The sequence below is a fragment of the Propionicimonas sp. genome (assembly GCF_049840635.1).
Lineage (GTDB): Bacteria > Actinomycetota > Actinomycetes > Propionibacteriales > Propionibacteriaceae > Propionicimonas.
Genome location: NZ_JASGKL010000005.1, coordinates 1,035,542 through 1,049,730, shown reverse-complemented (window position 1 = coordinate 1,049,730; position 14,189 = coordinate 1,035,542). Strand labels below are relative to the sequence as shown.

At 71.2% G+C, this 14,189-nt stretch carries 13 protein-coding genes; 8 read left to right on the top strand and 5 right to left on the bottom strand.

The window, feature by feature from the left end:
• Both QM779_RS10660 and QM779_RS10655 read left to right on the top strand, forming a co-directional pair.
• Nucleotides 1–1,386 carry an aspartate aminotransferase family protein gene (locus tag QM779_RS10660; RefSeq protein WP_428534976.1) on the top strand — a complete coding sequence of 462 codons (1,386 nt, stop codon included), beginning with the start codon at nt 1–3 and terminating at the stop codon, nt 1,384–1,386.
• A complete protein-coding gene (locus QM779_RS10655) occupies nt 1,386–2,753 on the top strand; it encodes an NAD-dependent succinate-semialdehyde dehydrogenase (protein ID WP_428534974.1) in 1,368 nt (455 codons plus the stop codon). Before QM779_RS10660 ends, QM779_RS10655 begins: the two co-directional genes overlap by 1 nt.
• 361 nt (nt 2,754–3,114) lie before the next feature.
• Here the strand turns inward: QM779_RS10655 and QM779_RS10650 are convergent, their stop codons facing one another.
• The 3 genes from QM779_RS10650 to QM779_RS10640 all read right to left on the bottom strand — a co-directional run bounded on the left by QM779_RS10650 (nt 3,115) and on the right by QM779_RS10640 (nt 5,638).
• On the bottom strand, nt 3,115–4,521 hold the full coding sequence (locus QM779_RS10650) for a protealysin inhibitor emfourin (protein ID WP_428534972.1): 1,407 nt from the start codon (nt 4,519–4,521) through the stop codon (nt 3,115–3,117).
• A 188-nt stretch (nt 4,522–4,709) separates the two neighbouring features.
• Nucleotides 4,710–5,204 carry an aminoacyl-tRNA deacylase gene (locus tag QM779_RS10645; RefSeq protein WP_428534970.1) on the bottom strand — a complete coding sequence of 165 codons (495 nt, stop codon included), beginning with the start codon at nt 5,202–5,204 and terminating at the stop codon, nt 4,710–4,712.
• A 5-nt stretch (nt 5,205–5,209) separates the two neighbouring features.
• Nucleotides 5,210–5,638: a CBS domain-containing protein gene (locus tag QM779_RS10640; protein WP_428534968.1), complete on the bottom strand. Its 429-nt coding sequence runs from the start codon at nt 5,636–5,638 to the stop codon at nt 5,210–5,212.
• Between the two features lie 81 nt (nt 5,639–5,719).
• Between QM779_RS10640 and metB the strand changes: the two genes are divergently transcribed.
• Nucleotides 5,720–6,877 carry a cystathionine gamma-synthase gene (gene metB, locus QM779_RS10635; protein WP_428534966.1) on the top strand — a complete coding sequence of 386 codons (1,158 nt, stop codon included), beginning with the start codon at nt 5,720–5,722 and terminating at the stop codon, nt 6,875–6,877.
• A gap of 155 nt (nt 6,878–7,032) precedes the next feature.
• On the opposite strand, the gene QM779_RS10630 is transcribed toward metB, so the two are convergent.
• Together QM779_RS10630 and QM779_RS10625 are read right to left on the bottom strand one after the other, a co-directional pair.
• Nucleotides 7,033–7,974: a proline dehydrogenase family protein gene (locus QM779_RS10630; RefSeq protein ID WP_428534964.1), complete on the bottom strand. Its 942-nt coding sequence runs from the start codon at nt 7,972–7,974 to the stop codon at nt 7,033–7,035.
• Nucleotides 7,971–8,633: an HAD family hydrolase gene (locus tag QM779_RS10625; protein WP_428534962.1), complete on the bottom strand. Its 663-nt coding sequence runs from the start codon at nt 8,631–8,633 to the stop codon at nt 7,971–7,973. Before QM779_RS10625 ends, QM779_RS10630 begins: the two co-directional genes overlap by 4 nt.
• 80 nt (nt 8,634–8,713) lie before the next feature.
• On the opposite strand from QM779_RS10625, the gene QM779_RS10620 reads away from it, so the two are divergent.
• From QM779_RS10620 to QM779_RS10600, 5 genes are all read left to right on the top strand, one after another.
• Nucleotides 8,714–9,643, top strand: coding sequence for a hypothetical protein (locus tag QM779_RS10620; protein ID WP_428534960.1), 930 nt, complete (start codon nt 8,714–8,716; stop codon nt 9,641–9,643).
• A 130-nt stretch (nt 9,644–9,773) separates the two neighbouring features.
• Nucleotides 9,774–11,618, top strand: a complete 1,845-nt coding sequence (dnaK, locus tag QM779_RS10615) for a molecular chaperone DnaK (protein WP_428534958.1) — start codon at nt 9,774–9,776, stop codon at nt 11,616–11,618.
• On the top strand, nt 11,615–12,217 hold the full coding sequence (locus QM779_RS10610; RefSeq protein WP_428534956.1) for a nucleotide exchange factor GrpE: 603 nt from the start codon (nt 11,615–11,617) through the stop codon (nt 12,215–12,217). Before dnaK ends, QM779_RS10610 begins: the two co-directional genes overlap by 4 nt.
• 34 nt (nt 12,218–12,251) lie before the next feature.
• The gene (gene dnaJ, locus QM779_RS10605) at nt 12,252–13,391 is read left to right on the top strand and encodes a molecular chaperone DnaJ (protein WP_428534954.1); all 1,140 of its coding nucleotides are present in this window, start codon (nt 12,252–12,254) and stop codon (nt 13,389–13,391) included.
• Nucleotides 13,391–13,831: a heat shock protein transcriptional repressor HspR gene (locus QM779_RS10600; protein WP_428534952.1), complete on the top strand. Its 441-nt coding sequence runs from the start codon at nt 13,391–13,393 to the stop codon at nt 13,829–13,831. Before dnaJ ends, QM779_RS10600 begins: the two co-directional genes overlap by 1 nt.
• The last annotated feature ends 358 nt before the right edge of the window (nt 13,832–14,189 follow it).

The window sequence follows — 14,189 nt, the reverse complement described above, 5'->3', positions numbered from 1 at the left end:
ATGACCGATTACGTCGCCCTCGACGGGACGACCCGTCCGCTGCCTGATCCGGACGCCGGAGCCGCGGTGTTGGCCGACGACCGCGCCCACGTGTTCCACTCCTGGAGCGCCCAGGCTGCGCTCGCGCCCGTCCCGGTGGCGGGCGGTTCGGGGGCCACGTTCTGGGACTACGACGGCAAGAGCTACCTCGACTTCAGCTCCCAGCTGGTGAACCTGAACCTCGGCCACCAGCACCCCGACCTGATCGCCGCGATCCACCGGCAGGCCGACCGGCTGGCGACCATCCAGCCGTCCATGGCCAACGACGTGCGCGGCATTCTCGCCCGCGAGATCGTCGAGGTGGCCGGCGAGTCGTTCAGCAAGGTGTTCTTCACCAACGGCGGCGTGGACGCGAACGAGTACGCGGTGCGGCTGGCCCGGCACACCACCGGACGGGCGAAGGTGCTGGCGACCTACCGCAGCTACCACGGCGGCATGGGGACGCCGATCGCGCTGACCGGCGACCCGCGGCGCTGGGCGAACGAGACCCAGGGACACGTCGTCCACTTCTTCGGGCCGTACCCGTACCGCTCGGCGTTCCACTCGTCCACACCGGAGGAGGAGACCGCCCGCGCGCTCGAGCACCTGGAGAGCGTGATCGTGCTGGAGGGGGCCGCGACGATCGCGGCGATCATCCTCGAGACTATCGTGGGGACGAACGGGATCCTGGTGCCCCCGCCCGGCTACCTCGCCGGGGTACGCGAGCTGTGCGACCGGTACGGCATCGTGCTGATCGCCGACGAGGTGATGGCCGGCTTCGGCCGCGCCGGGGAGTGGTTCGCGTTCCAGGGCTTCGGGATCGTCCCCGACCTGGTCACGTTCGCGAAAGGCGTGAACTCCGGGTACGTGCCGCTGGGCGGAGTCGTGATCTCGGACGCGATCGCGCACGCGTTCGACGATCGGGTGTTCTTCGGCGGGCTCACCTATTCCGGGCACCCGCTGGGCTGTGCGGTCGGGGTGGCGACGTTCGAGGTGTTCCGCCGCGACGGCATCCTCGAACACGTCCGTGACCTGGGCGAACGTGTCGTCGGGCCGCGGCTGGCGTCCTGGCTGGAGACGCACCCGTCCGTCGGCGAGGTGCGCGGACGGGGGCTGTTCTGGGCGGTCGAGCTCGTCCGCGACCGCGAGACCCGAGAGCCGCTGGTGCCGTACAACGCGGCCGGGGCGGCGAACGCACCGATGACCGCGTTCGCGTCCGCGTGCAAGGCTGGCGGCGTGTGGCCCTTCACCCACTTCAACCGGACGCACATCTGTCCGCCCCTGGTGATCAGCGAGGACGAGTTGAACCGCGGCCTCGACGTGATCGACGAAGCACTGACCACGACCGACCAACTGATGGGAGCATGATGAGCACGTACGCCGTGACCAACCCCGCCACCGGGGAGGTCGTCGACACCTACCCGCAGATCACCGACGCCGAGCTGGCGGACGCGATCGCGCGCGCGAACTCCGTCACCCGCGGTTGGGGACGCACCAGTTCGGTCGAGGAGCGGGCTGCGATCGTAAGCCGGATCGGCGACCTGCACGAGGAGCGCCGCGACGAGTTGGCCCACGCGCTGGTCGAGGAGATGGGCAAGCCGCTCGCGCAGGCGTACGGCGAGGTCGACTTCGCCGCGGACATCTACCGCTACCACGCAGAGATCGCCCCCGCGGAACTGGCCGACACGCCGATCGAGCTGCGGGCGGGTACCGGTTCTGCCGTCATTCGCAATGCGCCGCTGGGCGTCATCCTCGGCGTGATGCCGTGGAACTTCCCGTTCTACCAGGTGGCCCGGTTCGCGGGACCGAACCTGGCGATCGGCAACAGCGTCCTGCTGAAGCCGGCGTCCCAGTGCCCGCACACCGGACGGCTGATCCAGCAGATCTACACCGACGCCGGAGCGCCCGAGGGGGCGTTCGAGATGATCTTCGCCGATTCAGCGCAGATCGCGACGGTGATCGCCGACCCGCGGGTGCAGGGGGTGTCGCTGACCGGCTCGGAGCGGGCCGGGATCGCGGTGGCCGAGCAGGCCGCCCGGCACCTGAAGAAGGTCGTGCTGGAGCTGGGTGGGGCGGACCCGTTCATCGTCCTGTCGACGGACGACCTGGCCGCCGTGGTCACCGACCTGGTGAACGGTCGGCTGGACAACAACGGTCAGTCCTGCAACGCGCCGAAGCGGGCGATTGTGGCGTCCGGGTTGTACCAGGAGTTCACGGAGAAGCTGGTCGCGGCGCTCGGCGTGGTGCAGGCGACCGACCCGTTGTCGGACGGCGCCGAGCTCGGCCCGGTGTCGTCGCTTGCCGCTGCGGAGAACCTGGAGGCCCAGGTGAAGCGGGCCGTTGCCGCGGGCGGGCAGCTGCTGTTGGGCGGGACGCGTGAAGGGGCGTTCTTCGCCCCGACGGTGATCGCGGGCATCCCGCGGGATTCCGACGTGTTCCAGGAGGAGATGTTCGGACCGGTCGCGCTGGTCTACGAGGCCGCCGACGAGGACGAGGCGGTCGCCATCGCGAACGACACACCGTTCGGGCTGGGCTCCTACCTGTACTCGACCGACCCGGAGCAGATCCAGCGGGTGGCGAACCAGATCGACGCCGGCATGGTGTTCGTGAACTGCGTCCTCGCCGACGGTGCCGAGCTCCCCTTCGGCGGCGTCAAGCGCTCCGGCTTCGGCCGCGAGATGGGCACTCTCGGCGCCACCGAGTTCGTCAACAAGAAGCTGATCCGCATCGTCTGACCCGGTTGGGAACGGCCCGGTGCCGTGTCTGTGCGCGTCGGTGGCGGTGGGTCGTCGAGATCCCGGCTTTCGCCGGGATGACGTCTGGGGTTGGTCATCCCGGCCCTGGCCCGGAATCTCGATGATCCCCGGAGCTCTGTCATCCCGGGCTTGACCCGGGATCTGCGGGTCGGGTCGCTGGCGGTCGTGGTGTGGAGTGGGGCGACGTGCGTCGGGTCGGCTGTCATCCCGGGCTTGACCCGGGATCTCCGTGTTGCTGGCGTCCAGCTCGTCATCGAGATCCCGGCTTTCGCCGGGATGACGTGGACCGGGGCGAGCGCGGGCGGATCCGGTGTCCCGCTCCTGGACGTCCATGGCCGGATCACGTCACGTCGGCCAGGAACCGCTCGAACAGCTGCCTGATCCGCGCCGGCAGGCCCGCCTCGGCCAGCTCCACGTCGACGTCGGCCTGCGGGCAGACCACGCCGTAGCAGTACGCGTCCGGCTTCGGCGTGCCGCCCGCGGCCAGCCTCGGCAGGGTCTCCCCGGCCAACAACCCGGTCCACGCCTCCCTGTCGTCCCCGTCCAGGTCGGCGAGGGCGCTCTGCCGCTCGCGGGTGAGCCCGGCGAAGCCTCCGGTGCGGCGCAGCAGCAGCTGGGCGTTCGGGTCGACCTGCTCTCCGCCGGAAGGGGCGGGCTCCTCCGTTTCCGCACCGACGCCGACGGTCTGCCACGCCTGACGGATGGCCGTGGCCTCCGCGCCGTCGCCGAATCGTGCCACGGCCGCGGCGACGGTGAGCTCGGCGAACGTCGCGAAGTCGCAGTCGGCGGTGATCGCGTCGCCGGTGAGGACGTCGTACCAGACCTGTCCGGCCTTCTCCCACGCGTGGCCGCCGATCGTGGTGGCAGCGAGGGCGAACGCGCGGTTGGGAATCCCGGAGTTGTAGTGGACGCCGCCGTTGTCACTGGTGGTCTTCACGTAGCCACTCATGTCGGCGGGCTGCGGGTCCTTGCCCAGCCGGGGGTCGTCGTAGGCGGTGCCCGGGTGCAGCATGTTGCGCAGGGCCGTCCCGTCCACGCCGGGGAGCAGCAGCTTCGCGCCGACCAGCCAGTCGGCCTGGTCGGCGGTCTGGCCGGCGGCGTACTGGGCGACGAGGACGCCGAACACGTCGGAGATCGACTCGTTCAGCGCGCCCGACTGGTTGCGGTAGGTGAGGTTGGCGGTGTGCTCGGTGACGCCGTGGGTGAGCTCGTGGCCGATCACGTCCAGGCTGGCGGTGAAGCGTCCGAAGATGACGCCGTCCCCGTCGCCGAAGACCATCCGCTCGCCGTCCCAGAACGCGTTCTGGTAGCCCTCGCCGTAGTGGACGCTGCCGAGCAGCCGCAGGCCGGCGCCGTCGATCGAGTTGCGTCCGTAGACCTCGTCGTACAGCTTCCAGGTGGCACCGAAGCCGTCGTAGGCCTCGTCGGCGGCCGGGTCGCCGGTGGGCGCCGCGCCCTCCGTGCGTACCGACGCGCCCGGCAGGTCCTCGGTGTTGTGGGCGTCGAAGATCTCCCGGGACGGCCCGGTCGCGGCCTGTGCCTGTGGCGCCCGCGCCGACGGGTGGCCGCCCGCCTCCCGGGCCTTCCGCTTGCCGCGGTCGGCGACGAGGGTCGCGCGAGCGAGTTCGGCGATGGGCTCCGACCCCTCGGCGAGGTGCTGCAGCAGGTACGGCGGGACGATGTGCCGTCGTGGCGGCGGGAGGAGCTGCCCAGTGGGGAGCGGGATGCCAGCTGTGGGGTGGTTCATGCCACCAGCATGCTCCCCGCGTCCGACACCGCCACCCCCGGCCCGACGCCCTTCTCTCGGCGTCTTCCCCCAGTCAGCCACAAACGCTCCCGAAACTCGCAGAAGCTCCCGAAATTTCGGGAGCGTTTGCGCGTTTCGGGAGCGTTTGTGAGGAGGGACGGGGGGCGGTGGTCGACGCCGCGCCGGCGTCAGCTCGGGTCGCTGATGTCGACGACGGCGGCGGACAGTGCGGCCAGGGCCGCGTCCGCGTCCAGCAGGACGGTGGCGCCGTGCTCGCCGGCGCCCAGCGAGATCGTGCGGCCGGCGATCGTGGCGTCCGCCACCACCGGCCAGGCTACCCGGGAGCCGAAGGGGGTGATCGTGCCCCGCTCGTAGCCGGTCGCTGCGAAGGCGGTGGCCGCGTCCGGCATCGACAGCCTGCTCACGCCGAGGTGGGCGCGCAGCTTCGGCCAGGCGATCTCGCGGTCGCCGGGGACCAGGACGAACAGGTAGTCGTCCTCGCCCCTGCGCACGACGAGCGTCTTGATGATGTCGGCCGGGGCGACGCCGCGCAGCGCGGCCGCCTCGGCCAGCGACCCGACCCGACGGTGCCGGACAACCCGGTAGGAGATCCCCGCCGCGCGCAGCGCCGCCTCGGCGGGAGCCTCGTGCGGCTCGGCCGCCGGCGCCTCGGGCTCAGCCATCCGGCTCAGGCGTGCAGGTACTCGAGCAGGTGGTTGCGCTCGTCGGTGAGCTGGTCGATGCGGTACTTCACCACGTCGCCGATGGAGATGATGCCGGTGAGCTTGCCGTCCTTGACGACCGGCAGGTGGCGGATGCGCGAGTAGGTCATCGTGTGACCGGTGTCCTCCAGGCTGTCCTCGGTGGAGCAGGTCAGCACGTCGGCGGTCATGATCGCCGAGACCGGCTGGGCGAGCACGTCCGAGCCGTTCTTGGCGAGTCGGCGCACCACGTCGCGCTCGCTCACGATGCCGGTGATCGTTTCGCCGTCCTCGCTGACCACGACCGCGCCGATGTTGTACTTGGCGAGGAAGTCCACGAGCTCGGCGACGGTGGCGGCGGGGGCGATGGTGACCACGTCCGCGCCCTTTTTGCGGATGATGTCCTCGATCTTCATGATCGGGACGCTACCCCGAGCCGGTGCCCAGCACCAGAGCCCGCGCGGTGTGGCAACTGCCGCTTGGTAAGGTCTGCGGTCATGACCGAGCAGCACCCTCGCACCCAGGCAGTGAGGGCAGGGATCGCCACCGATCCGGCCCACAGCGCGGTGGTCCCCCCGGTCTTCATGTCGACGACCTACGCGTTCTCCGGCTTCGCCGAGCCGGGGGAGTTCGACTACAGCCGGTCCGGCAACCCCACCCGTTCGACGCTCGCCTCGGCCATCGCCGACCTGGAGGGCGGGGCGGGCGGGGTGGTCACCGCGTCCGGCATGGCGGCCATCACGGCGACCGTCCACGCCCTGCTGCCCCCGGGCGGGACGCTGGTCGCGCCGTTCGACGCCTACGGCGGCTCGTGGCGCCTGTTCGACGCGCTCGAGCGCAGCGGACGGTTGCGGTTGCGGCTGGCCGACTTCAGCGACCCGGCGGCCAGGGACGACCTCGACGGCGCCGACCTGGTCTGGCTGGAGACGCCCTCCAACCCGCTGTTGCGGGTCACCGACATCGCGGCGGTCAGCGAGGCCGCGCACGCCGCCGGGGCGCTGGTCGTGGCCGACAACACGTTCGCCAGTCCTGTCGTGCAGCGTCCGCTCGAGCAGGGGGCGGACGTGGTCGTCCACTCGGCGACCAAGTACCTCAACGGGCACAGCGACGTGGTCGCGGGAGCGATCGTCGCCGCGTCGGAGGAACGGGTCGCGCACCTGGCGTGGTGGGCGAACACCCTCGGCGTGACCGGCGGTGCGCTGGACGCCTACCTCACCTTGCGCGGACTGCGGACGCTGCACCTGCGGATGGCCGCGGCCCAGGCCAACGCGGCCGCCGTGGTCGACCTGCTCACGTCCCATCCCGCCGTGAGCGCCGTGCACTACCCGGGGCTGGCGTCCCACCCGCAGCACGAGCTCGCCGCGCGCACGATGGACGGCTTCGGCGCGATCGTCACCTTCGACCTGGGCAGCGAGAGCGCTGTCCGGGCCCTGGTGGACGGCCTGGACTGCTTCTGCCTCGCCGAGAGCCTGGGCGGGGTCGAGTCGCTCGTGTCGCACCCGGCCACGATGACCCACGCCGCGATGCCGCCGGAGGTCCAGGCCGCCGCCGGCATCACGCCGGGCATGCTGCGGCTGAGCCTGGGTGTCGAGGACGCGTCCGACCTGGTCGTGGACCTGCGGGCGGGCTTGGATCGCGCGGCGCGAGTCCAGTAGCTGCCTGCTTCATCACCCCACAACGTCAGGTGGTGCTGCGCCCGCGCTGAGCCCTGTTCGTGCGGAATTGCGCAGTCGATGGTCTGCCGAGGGCGATTTCAAGCCTTTCGGGAGGTCGACTGTGCAGATCCGCCACGCCCTGCGCTGAGGAGAGGTCAGCGGCCGAACAGCGCGCGGAGGAAGAACACCAGGTTGGCCGGACGCTCGGCGAGGCGGCGGACGAAGTAGCCCCACCAGTCGGTGCCGAACGGGACGTAGACCCGGACGGTCTCGCCGGCCGCAGCCAGCCGGCGCTGCTCGTCGGAGCGGATGCCGTAGAGCATCTGGAACTCGTAGGTGCCCTGGCCCCTGCCGAAGCGGGTGGCCAGCTCGCCGACCGCGGCGATCATCTCCGGGTCGTGCGTGGCCAGCATCGGGTAGCCGTCCCCGGCCAGCAGGACGCGCGCGCACGCCACGTAGGACGCCGACACCTCCTCGCGGGTCTGGTGGGCGACCTCGGCGGGCTCTGCGTACGCGCCCTTGCACAGCCGGATCCGCGACCCCTCGCCGGCGAGGAGCCCGCAGTCGTCCGGCGTCCGGTGCAGGTACGCCTGCAGCACCCCGCCCGTGGTCGGGTAGTCGCGGCGCATCTCGGCGAGGACGGCCAGGGTCCGGTCGGTGGCGGTGTGGTCCTCCATGTCGACGGTGACGGTGGTCCCTGCCGCGCTCGCGGCCGCGCAGATGTCCCTGGCGTGCCCGAGCGCGAGGTCGTGGCCGCCGGGCAGCCCGAGGCCGAGCGCGGTCAGCTTGACCGACACCTCCGCCACGCCGGTCAACCCCGCCTCCGCCAACTGGTCCAGCACCTCGAGGTAGCCGTCGCGGACGGCCTGCGCCTGCGCGGGGTTCGTCGTGTCCTCACCGAGGAAGTCGATGCTCGCGTACAGCCCGTCCGCGGCCAGGGAGCGGACGGCGGCCAGGCAGTCGGCCACCGTCTCGCCCGGCACGAACCGCGCCACGACGGACGCGGTCAGCGGGAGCCGGACGGCCAGCGCCTTCACCCGCTCACTGCGGGCGAGGGCGAGCAGACCGGTGCGCAGCAGCGCATCCAGGGATTTCATCGGTTCTCCATCAGGTGTTCGACCAGGTCGGTGGTGAGTTCGTCCAGCGAGGTCAGGACGGCCCCGGCCAGCGCGAGGGTCGCGTCGGAGGGCGGGTTGAAGTGCGGTGGCACGGCCACCACGGCCAGTCCGGCGGCGTGCGCGGAGCGGATGCCCGCGCTCGCGTCCTCGACGGCCACGCTGGCGCGCGGGTCGGCGCCCAGACGCCGGCACACCTCGAGGTAGACGTCCGGGGCGGGCTTGCCCGCGCTGAGCTCCTCCGTGCTGACGGTGGCGCCGAAGACGTCGTCCAGCCCCATCGCGTGGACGCCACTGTCGATCAGCACCCTGGGGGACGAACTGGCCAGCCCGACCGGCCACCGCGCGGCCATCCGGCGCACCGCCGGCACCGCTCCGGGAAGCAGCTCGATGCCCTCTGAGTGGTGGGCGGCCATGGCCTCGATCGTGCGCCGGGCCGCGTCCTGAGGTGTGCCGGAGAGCCCGACCTCCTCGCTCAGGTACGTCGACCACTCCTGCGTCGCCATGCCCATCATCGCCCGCGTCGCCGCGTCCGGCCAGGGCAGGCCCTCCGCGGCCGCGAGCCCGCGGCGGACCACGTCCCACAGGTGCTCGGTGTCGGTCAGGGTTCCGTCCATGTCGAAGACGACCGCGCTCACCATGGCTGCCATTCTTCACCCGCCGGAGGGGTGCTCCGAACACGCGACCGCCCCGGGCACCCTCCCGCCACTACCATCGGGACGTGCCCGCAGCCGTCCGTCCGCAACTCACCCTGAGCTTCGAGTGGCGGCTGGCCCGGCGGCGTCCGCCGATCGAGGTCGTGAAGCACACGCTGCGTCCCGGCGGAGGGCTGGCCACGCTGGACGCGCTGGTCGCGACTCCGCCCGAGCCGAAGGGCGTGCTGGTCTACTTCCCCGGTTTCAACACCCCGCTCGGTCCGTGGGAGACCGCGAAGTGCCAGTACCTGGCCGACGCCACGTCCATGCACGTCGTGCTGTCCGAGATCCCGGGGATGAGCAGGTACGGCCACCCGATCCCGAAGGCCGTCCGCTCGGACATGCTGCGCAAGCGGCCCGAACCGTGGGCCGAACTGAACCTCGCCTACATCGCCGCCGCGCTGGAGGCGGGCGGGATCACCGAGACCGAGCACATGCAGGCGCTGGGCTACTCGACGGGGTGCTCGCTGGCCGCCGCCGCGCTGCCCGCCCTGGCCGAGTGGGGGCCGATCGAGGGCCTGAACCTGGTCGAGCCGGTCGCGATCAGCAAGCGGAACCTCGCGTCCCTGCACGCCCACAACATGGCCGACTTCGGACGCATGCCCGTCGCGCTGGCGACCAACCTCGGCCACGACTGGGTGATGAGCGCCTACCGCGGCCAGCGGCGCGAGCCGAACGTGAAGTACTCGGCCACCGACCTGCTCGCGATCGCCACGGTCCTGGCCAGCGAGGAGCTGGGCCGGCGCATGGACGAGGTGGAGCTCGCCCGCTGCGCGCTCGCCCGCGGGTCGCGCAGCTCGCTGTGCCGGCGCAAGGACTTCGATGCGATGGACGCGTCCCTGGCCGGCCACGGCGTGCCCGGTCCCACGATCACGGTGGACGGGCTGGGCCACCAGCTGTGGCACTCGTTCCCCGCCCTGACCCAGCTGATCGACGCCATGCTGGTGGGGCCGTGAACCGCCGCGAACTCGGGGGAGAATCCGGGAATACCGACAGCTGACCCATAGTTGAGTCTGGTGAACTCAAGCTTCGGAGTTGAGCCTGCTAAGCTCAACTCGTCCAAGACTCAACCGGAGGTAGCAAACAATGGCACGAGCAGTCGGTATCGACCTCGGCACCACCAACTCTGTCGTCGCCGTCCTCGAGGGCGGCGAGCCCACCGTCATCCCCAACGCCGAGGGGTCGCGGACCACTCCGTCCGTCGTCGCCTTCGCGAAGGGTGGCGAGGTCCTCGTCGGCGAGGTCGCCAAGCGCCAGGCCGTCACGAACGTCGACCGGACGATCCGCTCGGTGAAGCGCCACATGGGCACGAGCTGGACCGTCGACATCGACGGCAAGGCGTACACGCCGCAGGAGATCAGCGCGCGCGTCCTGATGAAGCTGAAGCGGGACGCGGAGGCGTACCTGGGCGAGCCGGTCACCAACGCGGTGATCACCGTCCCGGCGTACTTCGGTGACGCCGAGCGCCAGGCGACCAAGGAGGCCGGCGAGATCGCGGGCCTGACCGTCGACCGGATCATCAACGAGCCCACCGCCGCGGCCCTGGCCTACGGCCTCGACAAGGGCGGCGCCGAGCAGACCGTCCTCGTCTTCGACCTCGGTGGCGGCACGTTCGACGTGTCCCTGCTGGAGATCGCCGACGGCGTTTTCGAGGTGAAGGCCACCAAGGGTGACGCGCGCCTCGGCGGCGACGACTGGGACCAGCGGGTCGTCGACTGGCTGGTCAAGCAGTTCAAGAACGCCAACGGCATCGACCTGAGCAAGGACAAGATGGCCCGCCAGCGCCTCCAGGAGGCCGCCGAGCGCGCCAAGATCGAGCTGTCCAGCACCCAGGAGACGGCGATCAACCTGCCCTACATCACGGCCGGCGCCGAGGGCCCGCTGCACCTGGACGAGAAGCTCACCCGGGCCGAGTTCCAGCGGCTGACCCAGGACCTGCTGGACCGCTGCCGCGCGCCGTTCAACGCGGTGATCTCGGACGCGAACACCTCGATCGGCAAGATCGACCACGTGATCCTCGTCGGCGGCTCCACCCGGATGCCGGCCGTCGTCGATCTGGTCAAGGAGCTGACCGGAGGCAAGGAGCCCAACAAGGGCGTGAACCCGGACGAGGTCGTGGCCCTGGGCGCGTCCCTGCAGGCCGGTGTGCTGAAGGGCGAGGTGAAGGACGTGCTGCTGCTCGACGTCACCCCGCTGAGCCTCGGCATCGAAACCAAGGGTGGCGTGATGACCAAGATCATCGAGCGCAACACCACGATCCCGACCCGTCGTTCCGAGGTGTTCACCACCGCGGAGGACAGCCAGCCGTCGGTGATGATCCAGGTGTACCAGGGCGAGCGTGACTTCGCCCGGGACAACAAGAGCCTGGGCAACTTCGAGCTGACCGGCCTGATGCCCGCCCCGCGCGGCGTCCCGCAGATCGAGGTCGCGTTCGACATCGACGCCAACGGCATCGTCCACGTCCACGCCAAGGATCTGGCCACGGGCAAGGAGCAGTCCATGACCGTGACCGGCGGCTCCGCGCTGGGCAAGGACGACATCGACCGCATGGTGAAGGAGGCCGAGGCGCACGCCGCCGAGGACCACCAGCGCCGTGAGGCCGTGGAGATGCGCAACGAAGCGGACGGGCTGGCCTTCCGCACCGAGAAGCTGCTCGCCGACAACGCCGAGACGCTGCCCGAGGACACCAAGGCTCCCGTCGTGGAGGCGCTGGAGAAGCTGAAGGAAGCGCTCAAGACCGACGACAACGACGCGGTGAAGGCGGCCATGGACGACCTGAACACCAAGGCCGCCACCATGGGCCAGGCGATGTACGCCGCAGCCCAGGCCGCGCAGCAGGCCGAGGCCGCAGCCCCGTCCGACGCCGGCCAGGCCGGTGGCGATGACGACGTCGTGGACGCCGAGATCGTGGACGAGGACAAGGACAAGTGACGGACGCAGCGAGCACGTCCCCGGAGGAGCCCGCGAGCGGGCGTCCCGACGGGTACGGCGAGCCGGTCGACCTCCCCGAGGGCTTCGTGCCCGAGGGGGAGGCCGGCGGCGACGGCGCCGAGGAGCCGCTGGAGGCCAAGTCGGCCTCCGGTGCCGTCCTCGACGCGAAGGTCGCCGAGCTGCAGGAGCTGGCGGACGAACGCACCGCCGACCTGCAGCGGCTCCACGCCGAGTACGCGAACTACAAGAAGCGGGTGGACCGCGACCGGGCGCTGTCCCGGCAGGGCGGGGTGGAGCAGGTCGTGCTCGACCTGCTGCCCGTCCTCGACAGCGTCGAGGCCGCGCGCGAGCACGACGAGCTCACCGGCGGCTTCAAGCTCGTCGCCGACGAACTGGAGCGGATCACGGCCAAGTACGGCCTGGTCGCCTTCGGTGAGGTCGGCGAGGAGTTCGACCCGCAGGTCCACGAGGCGCTGATGCAGATGTCGCACAGCGAGCCGGTCGAGGTCGCCACAATCTCCGCGGTGATGCAGCGCGGCGTGAAACTGAACGACCGGGTCCTGCGACCCGCCCGCGTGGGGGTCGCCAACCCGGAGTGAAGCGAGAGCCCATGATGGAACGAGAGGAGGCGTGGTGAGTACCAAGGACTACCTGGAGAAGGACTACTACAAGGTGCTCGGCGTCTCCAAGGACGCCAAGCCGGAAGAGATCAAGAAGGCGTTCCGCAAGCTGGCCAGGGAGTACCACCCCGACCAGAACAAGACGAACGCCGACGCGGAGGCGAAGTTCAAGGAGATCTCCGAGGCGAACTCGATCCTCTCCGACCCGGCCAAGCGCAAGGAGTACGACGAGGCGCGCAGCCTGTTCGGCGGGGGCGGGTTCCGGTTCCCCGGCGCAGGCCAGGGCGGGGGTCCGTCCATGGACGACCTGTTCCGCGGGGCCGGCGACTCCGGGCTCGGCGACCTTCTCGGCGGCCTGTTCGGCGGCGGGGCGACGACCCGGCGCGCCAGCAGGGGGCCGCGGCGCGGCTCCGACATCGAGGGTGAGGTGACGATCGACTTCGCCGACGCGCTCGCGGGGTCGACCGTCAGCCTCCAGACCACCTCGGACGCGGCGTGCGCGACCTGCCACGGCACGGGCGCCCGTCCGGGCACCCAGCCGAAGGTGTGCCCGGTCTGCCAGGGCAGTGGCATGCAGACCTCGACGTCCGGCGGCGTGTTCGCGGTCAGCGAGCCGTGCCGGGAGTGCCGCGGTCGCGGCATGATCGTCGAGGACCCGTGCCCGACCTGCCACGGCAGCGGACGCGGCACCTCCACCCGGACCATGCAGGTGCGGATCCCCGCCGGCGTCACCGACGGCCAGCGGATCCGGATCAAGGGCAAGGGCGGCGCGGGGGAGAACTCCGGGGCCGCCGGTGACCTGTACGTGCTCGTCCACGTCCGTCCGCACAAGCTGTTCGGGCGCAAGGGCGACCACCTCACGCTGACCGTGCCGGTCACGTTCGCCGAGGCCGCGCTGGGCGCCGACATCCAGGTGCCGACACTGGACGGTGGCCCGGTGCGGCTGAAGATCCCGGCCGGCACGCCGAACGGGCGGACGTTCCGCGTCCGTAGCCGAGGGGTGAAGGGCGGCGCGGCCGAGGGCGACATGCTGGTCACCGTCTCGGTTGAGGTGCCCACCCGCCTGTCCGACGAGGCGAAGGCGGCGCTCGTCGACTTCCAGTCGCTGGCCGGCGGGCCCGACCCGCGGGCGGCCATGCTGGGCGGTGCGTGATGAGCGACCACCTGCCCGACCGGATGGACGCCGACGCCCCGATCTTTGTGATCTCCGTGGCCGCGCAGCTCGCCGACATGCACCCCCAGACCCTGCGCGGCTATGACCGCCTGGGCCTGGTGGTGCCCGGACGCGCGCGGGGCCGCGGCCGGCGCTACTCGCTGCGCGACATCGCCCGGCTGCGGCACATCCAGCACCTCTCGCAGGACGAGGGAATCAACCTGGAGGGCATCCGGCGGATCCTCGCGCTGGAGTCGGAGCTCGACCAGGCCCGCCAGCAGCTCTCCCGGATCTCGGAGGTGCTGCAGCAGCTCCAGCTGTTCCCCGAGGCCGCGCGGTTGTTCACGGCCGAGCAGTCCGGCCAGGTCCACCTCGGCCGGGTCCGGCGGCTGCGTCCGCTCGCCATCGCGCCGGCCCCGAGGGCCGACGAGGGGGAGTGACACCCTCGGCCGCTGCCGGGAAATCGGGGCGTCGGCGGAAGGGTGCGCCCAAGCACCCCACCTACCTGTCATCCGACACCGCCCTCCCCTGTCATCCCGGCGAAGGCCGGGATCTCGGCGTCCGTGCGGTCAGCCTCGTCCCGGAGATGCCGGGTCAGGCCCGGCATGACAGTGCGCCCAAGCACCCCACCTACCTGTCATCCGGGCGTTGGCCGGGATCTCGGTGTCCGTGCGGTCAGCGTCGTCCCGGAGATGCCGGGTCAGGCCCGGCATGACAGTGCGCCCAAGCACCCCACCTACCTGCCATCCGGGCGTTGGCCGGGTTCTCGGTGTCCGTGCGGTCAGCCTCGTCCCGGAC

Bases quoted from the DNA above. Each gene is read 5' to 3' on its own strand.
- QM779_RS10660 (WP_428534976.1), top strand. From the start codon at position 1: ATGACCGATTACGTCGCCCTCGACGGGACGACCCGTCCGCTGCCTGAT.
- QM779_RS10655 (WP_428534974.1), top strand. From the start codon at position 1,386: ATGAGCACGTACGCCGTGACCAACCCCGCCACCGGGGAGGTCGTCGAC.
- QM779_RS10650 (WP_428534972.1), bottom strand. From the start codon at position 4,521: ATGAACCACCCCACAGCTGGCATCCCGCTCCCCACTGGGCAGCTCCTC.
- QM779_RS10645 (WP_428534970.1), bottom strand. From the start codon at position 5,204: ATGGCTGAGCCCGAGGCGCCGGCGGCCGAGCCGCACGAGGCTCCCGCC.
- QM779_RS10640 (WP_428534968.1), bottom strand. From the start codon at position 5,638: ATGAAGATCGAGGACATCATCCGCAAAAAGGGCGCGGACGTGGTCACC.
- metB (WP_428534966.1), top strand. From the start codon at position 5,720: ATGACCGAGCAGCACCCTCGCACCCAGGCAGTGAGGGCAGGGATCGCC.
- QM779_RS10630 (WP_428534964.1), bottom strand. From the start codon at position 7,974: ATGAAATCCCTGGATGCGCTGCTGCGCACCGGTCTGCTCGCCCTCGCC.
- QM779_RS10625 (WP_428534962.1), bottom strand. From the start codon at position 8,633: ATGGTGAGCGCGGTCGTCTTCGACATGGACGGAACCCTGACCGACACC.
- dnaK (WP_428534958.1), top strand. From the start codon at position 9,774: ATGGCACGAGCAGTCGGTATCGACCTCGGCACCACCAACTCTGTCGTC.
- QM779_RS10600 (WP_428534952.1), top strand. From the start codon at position 13,391: ATGAGCGACCACCTGCCCGACCGGATGGACGCCGACGCCCCGATCTTT.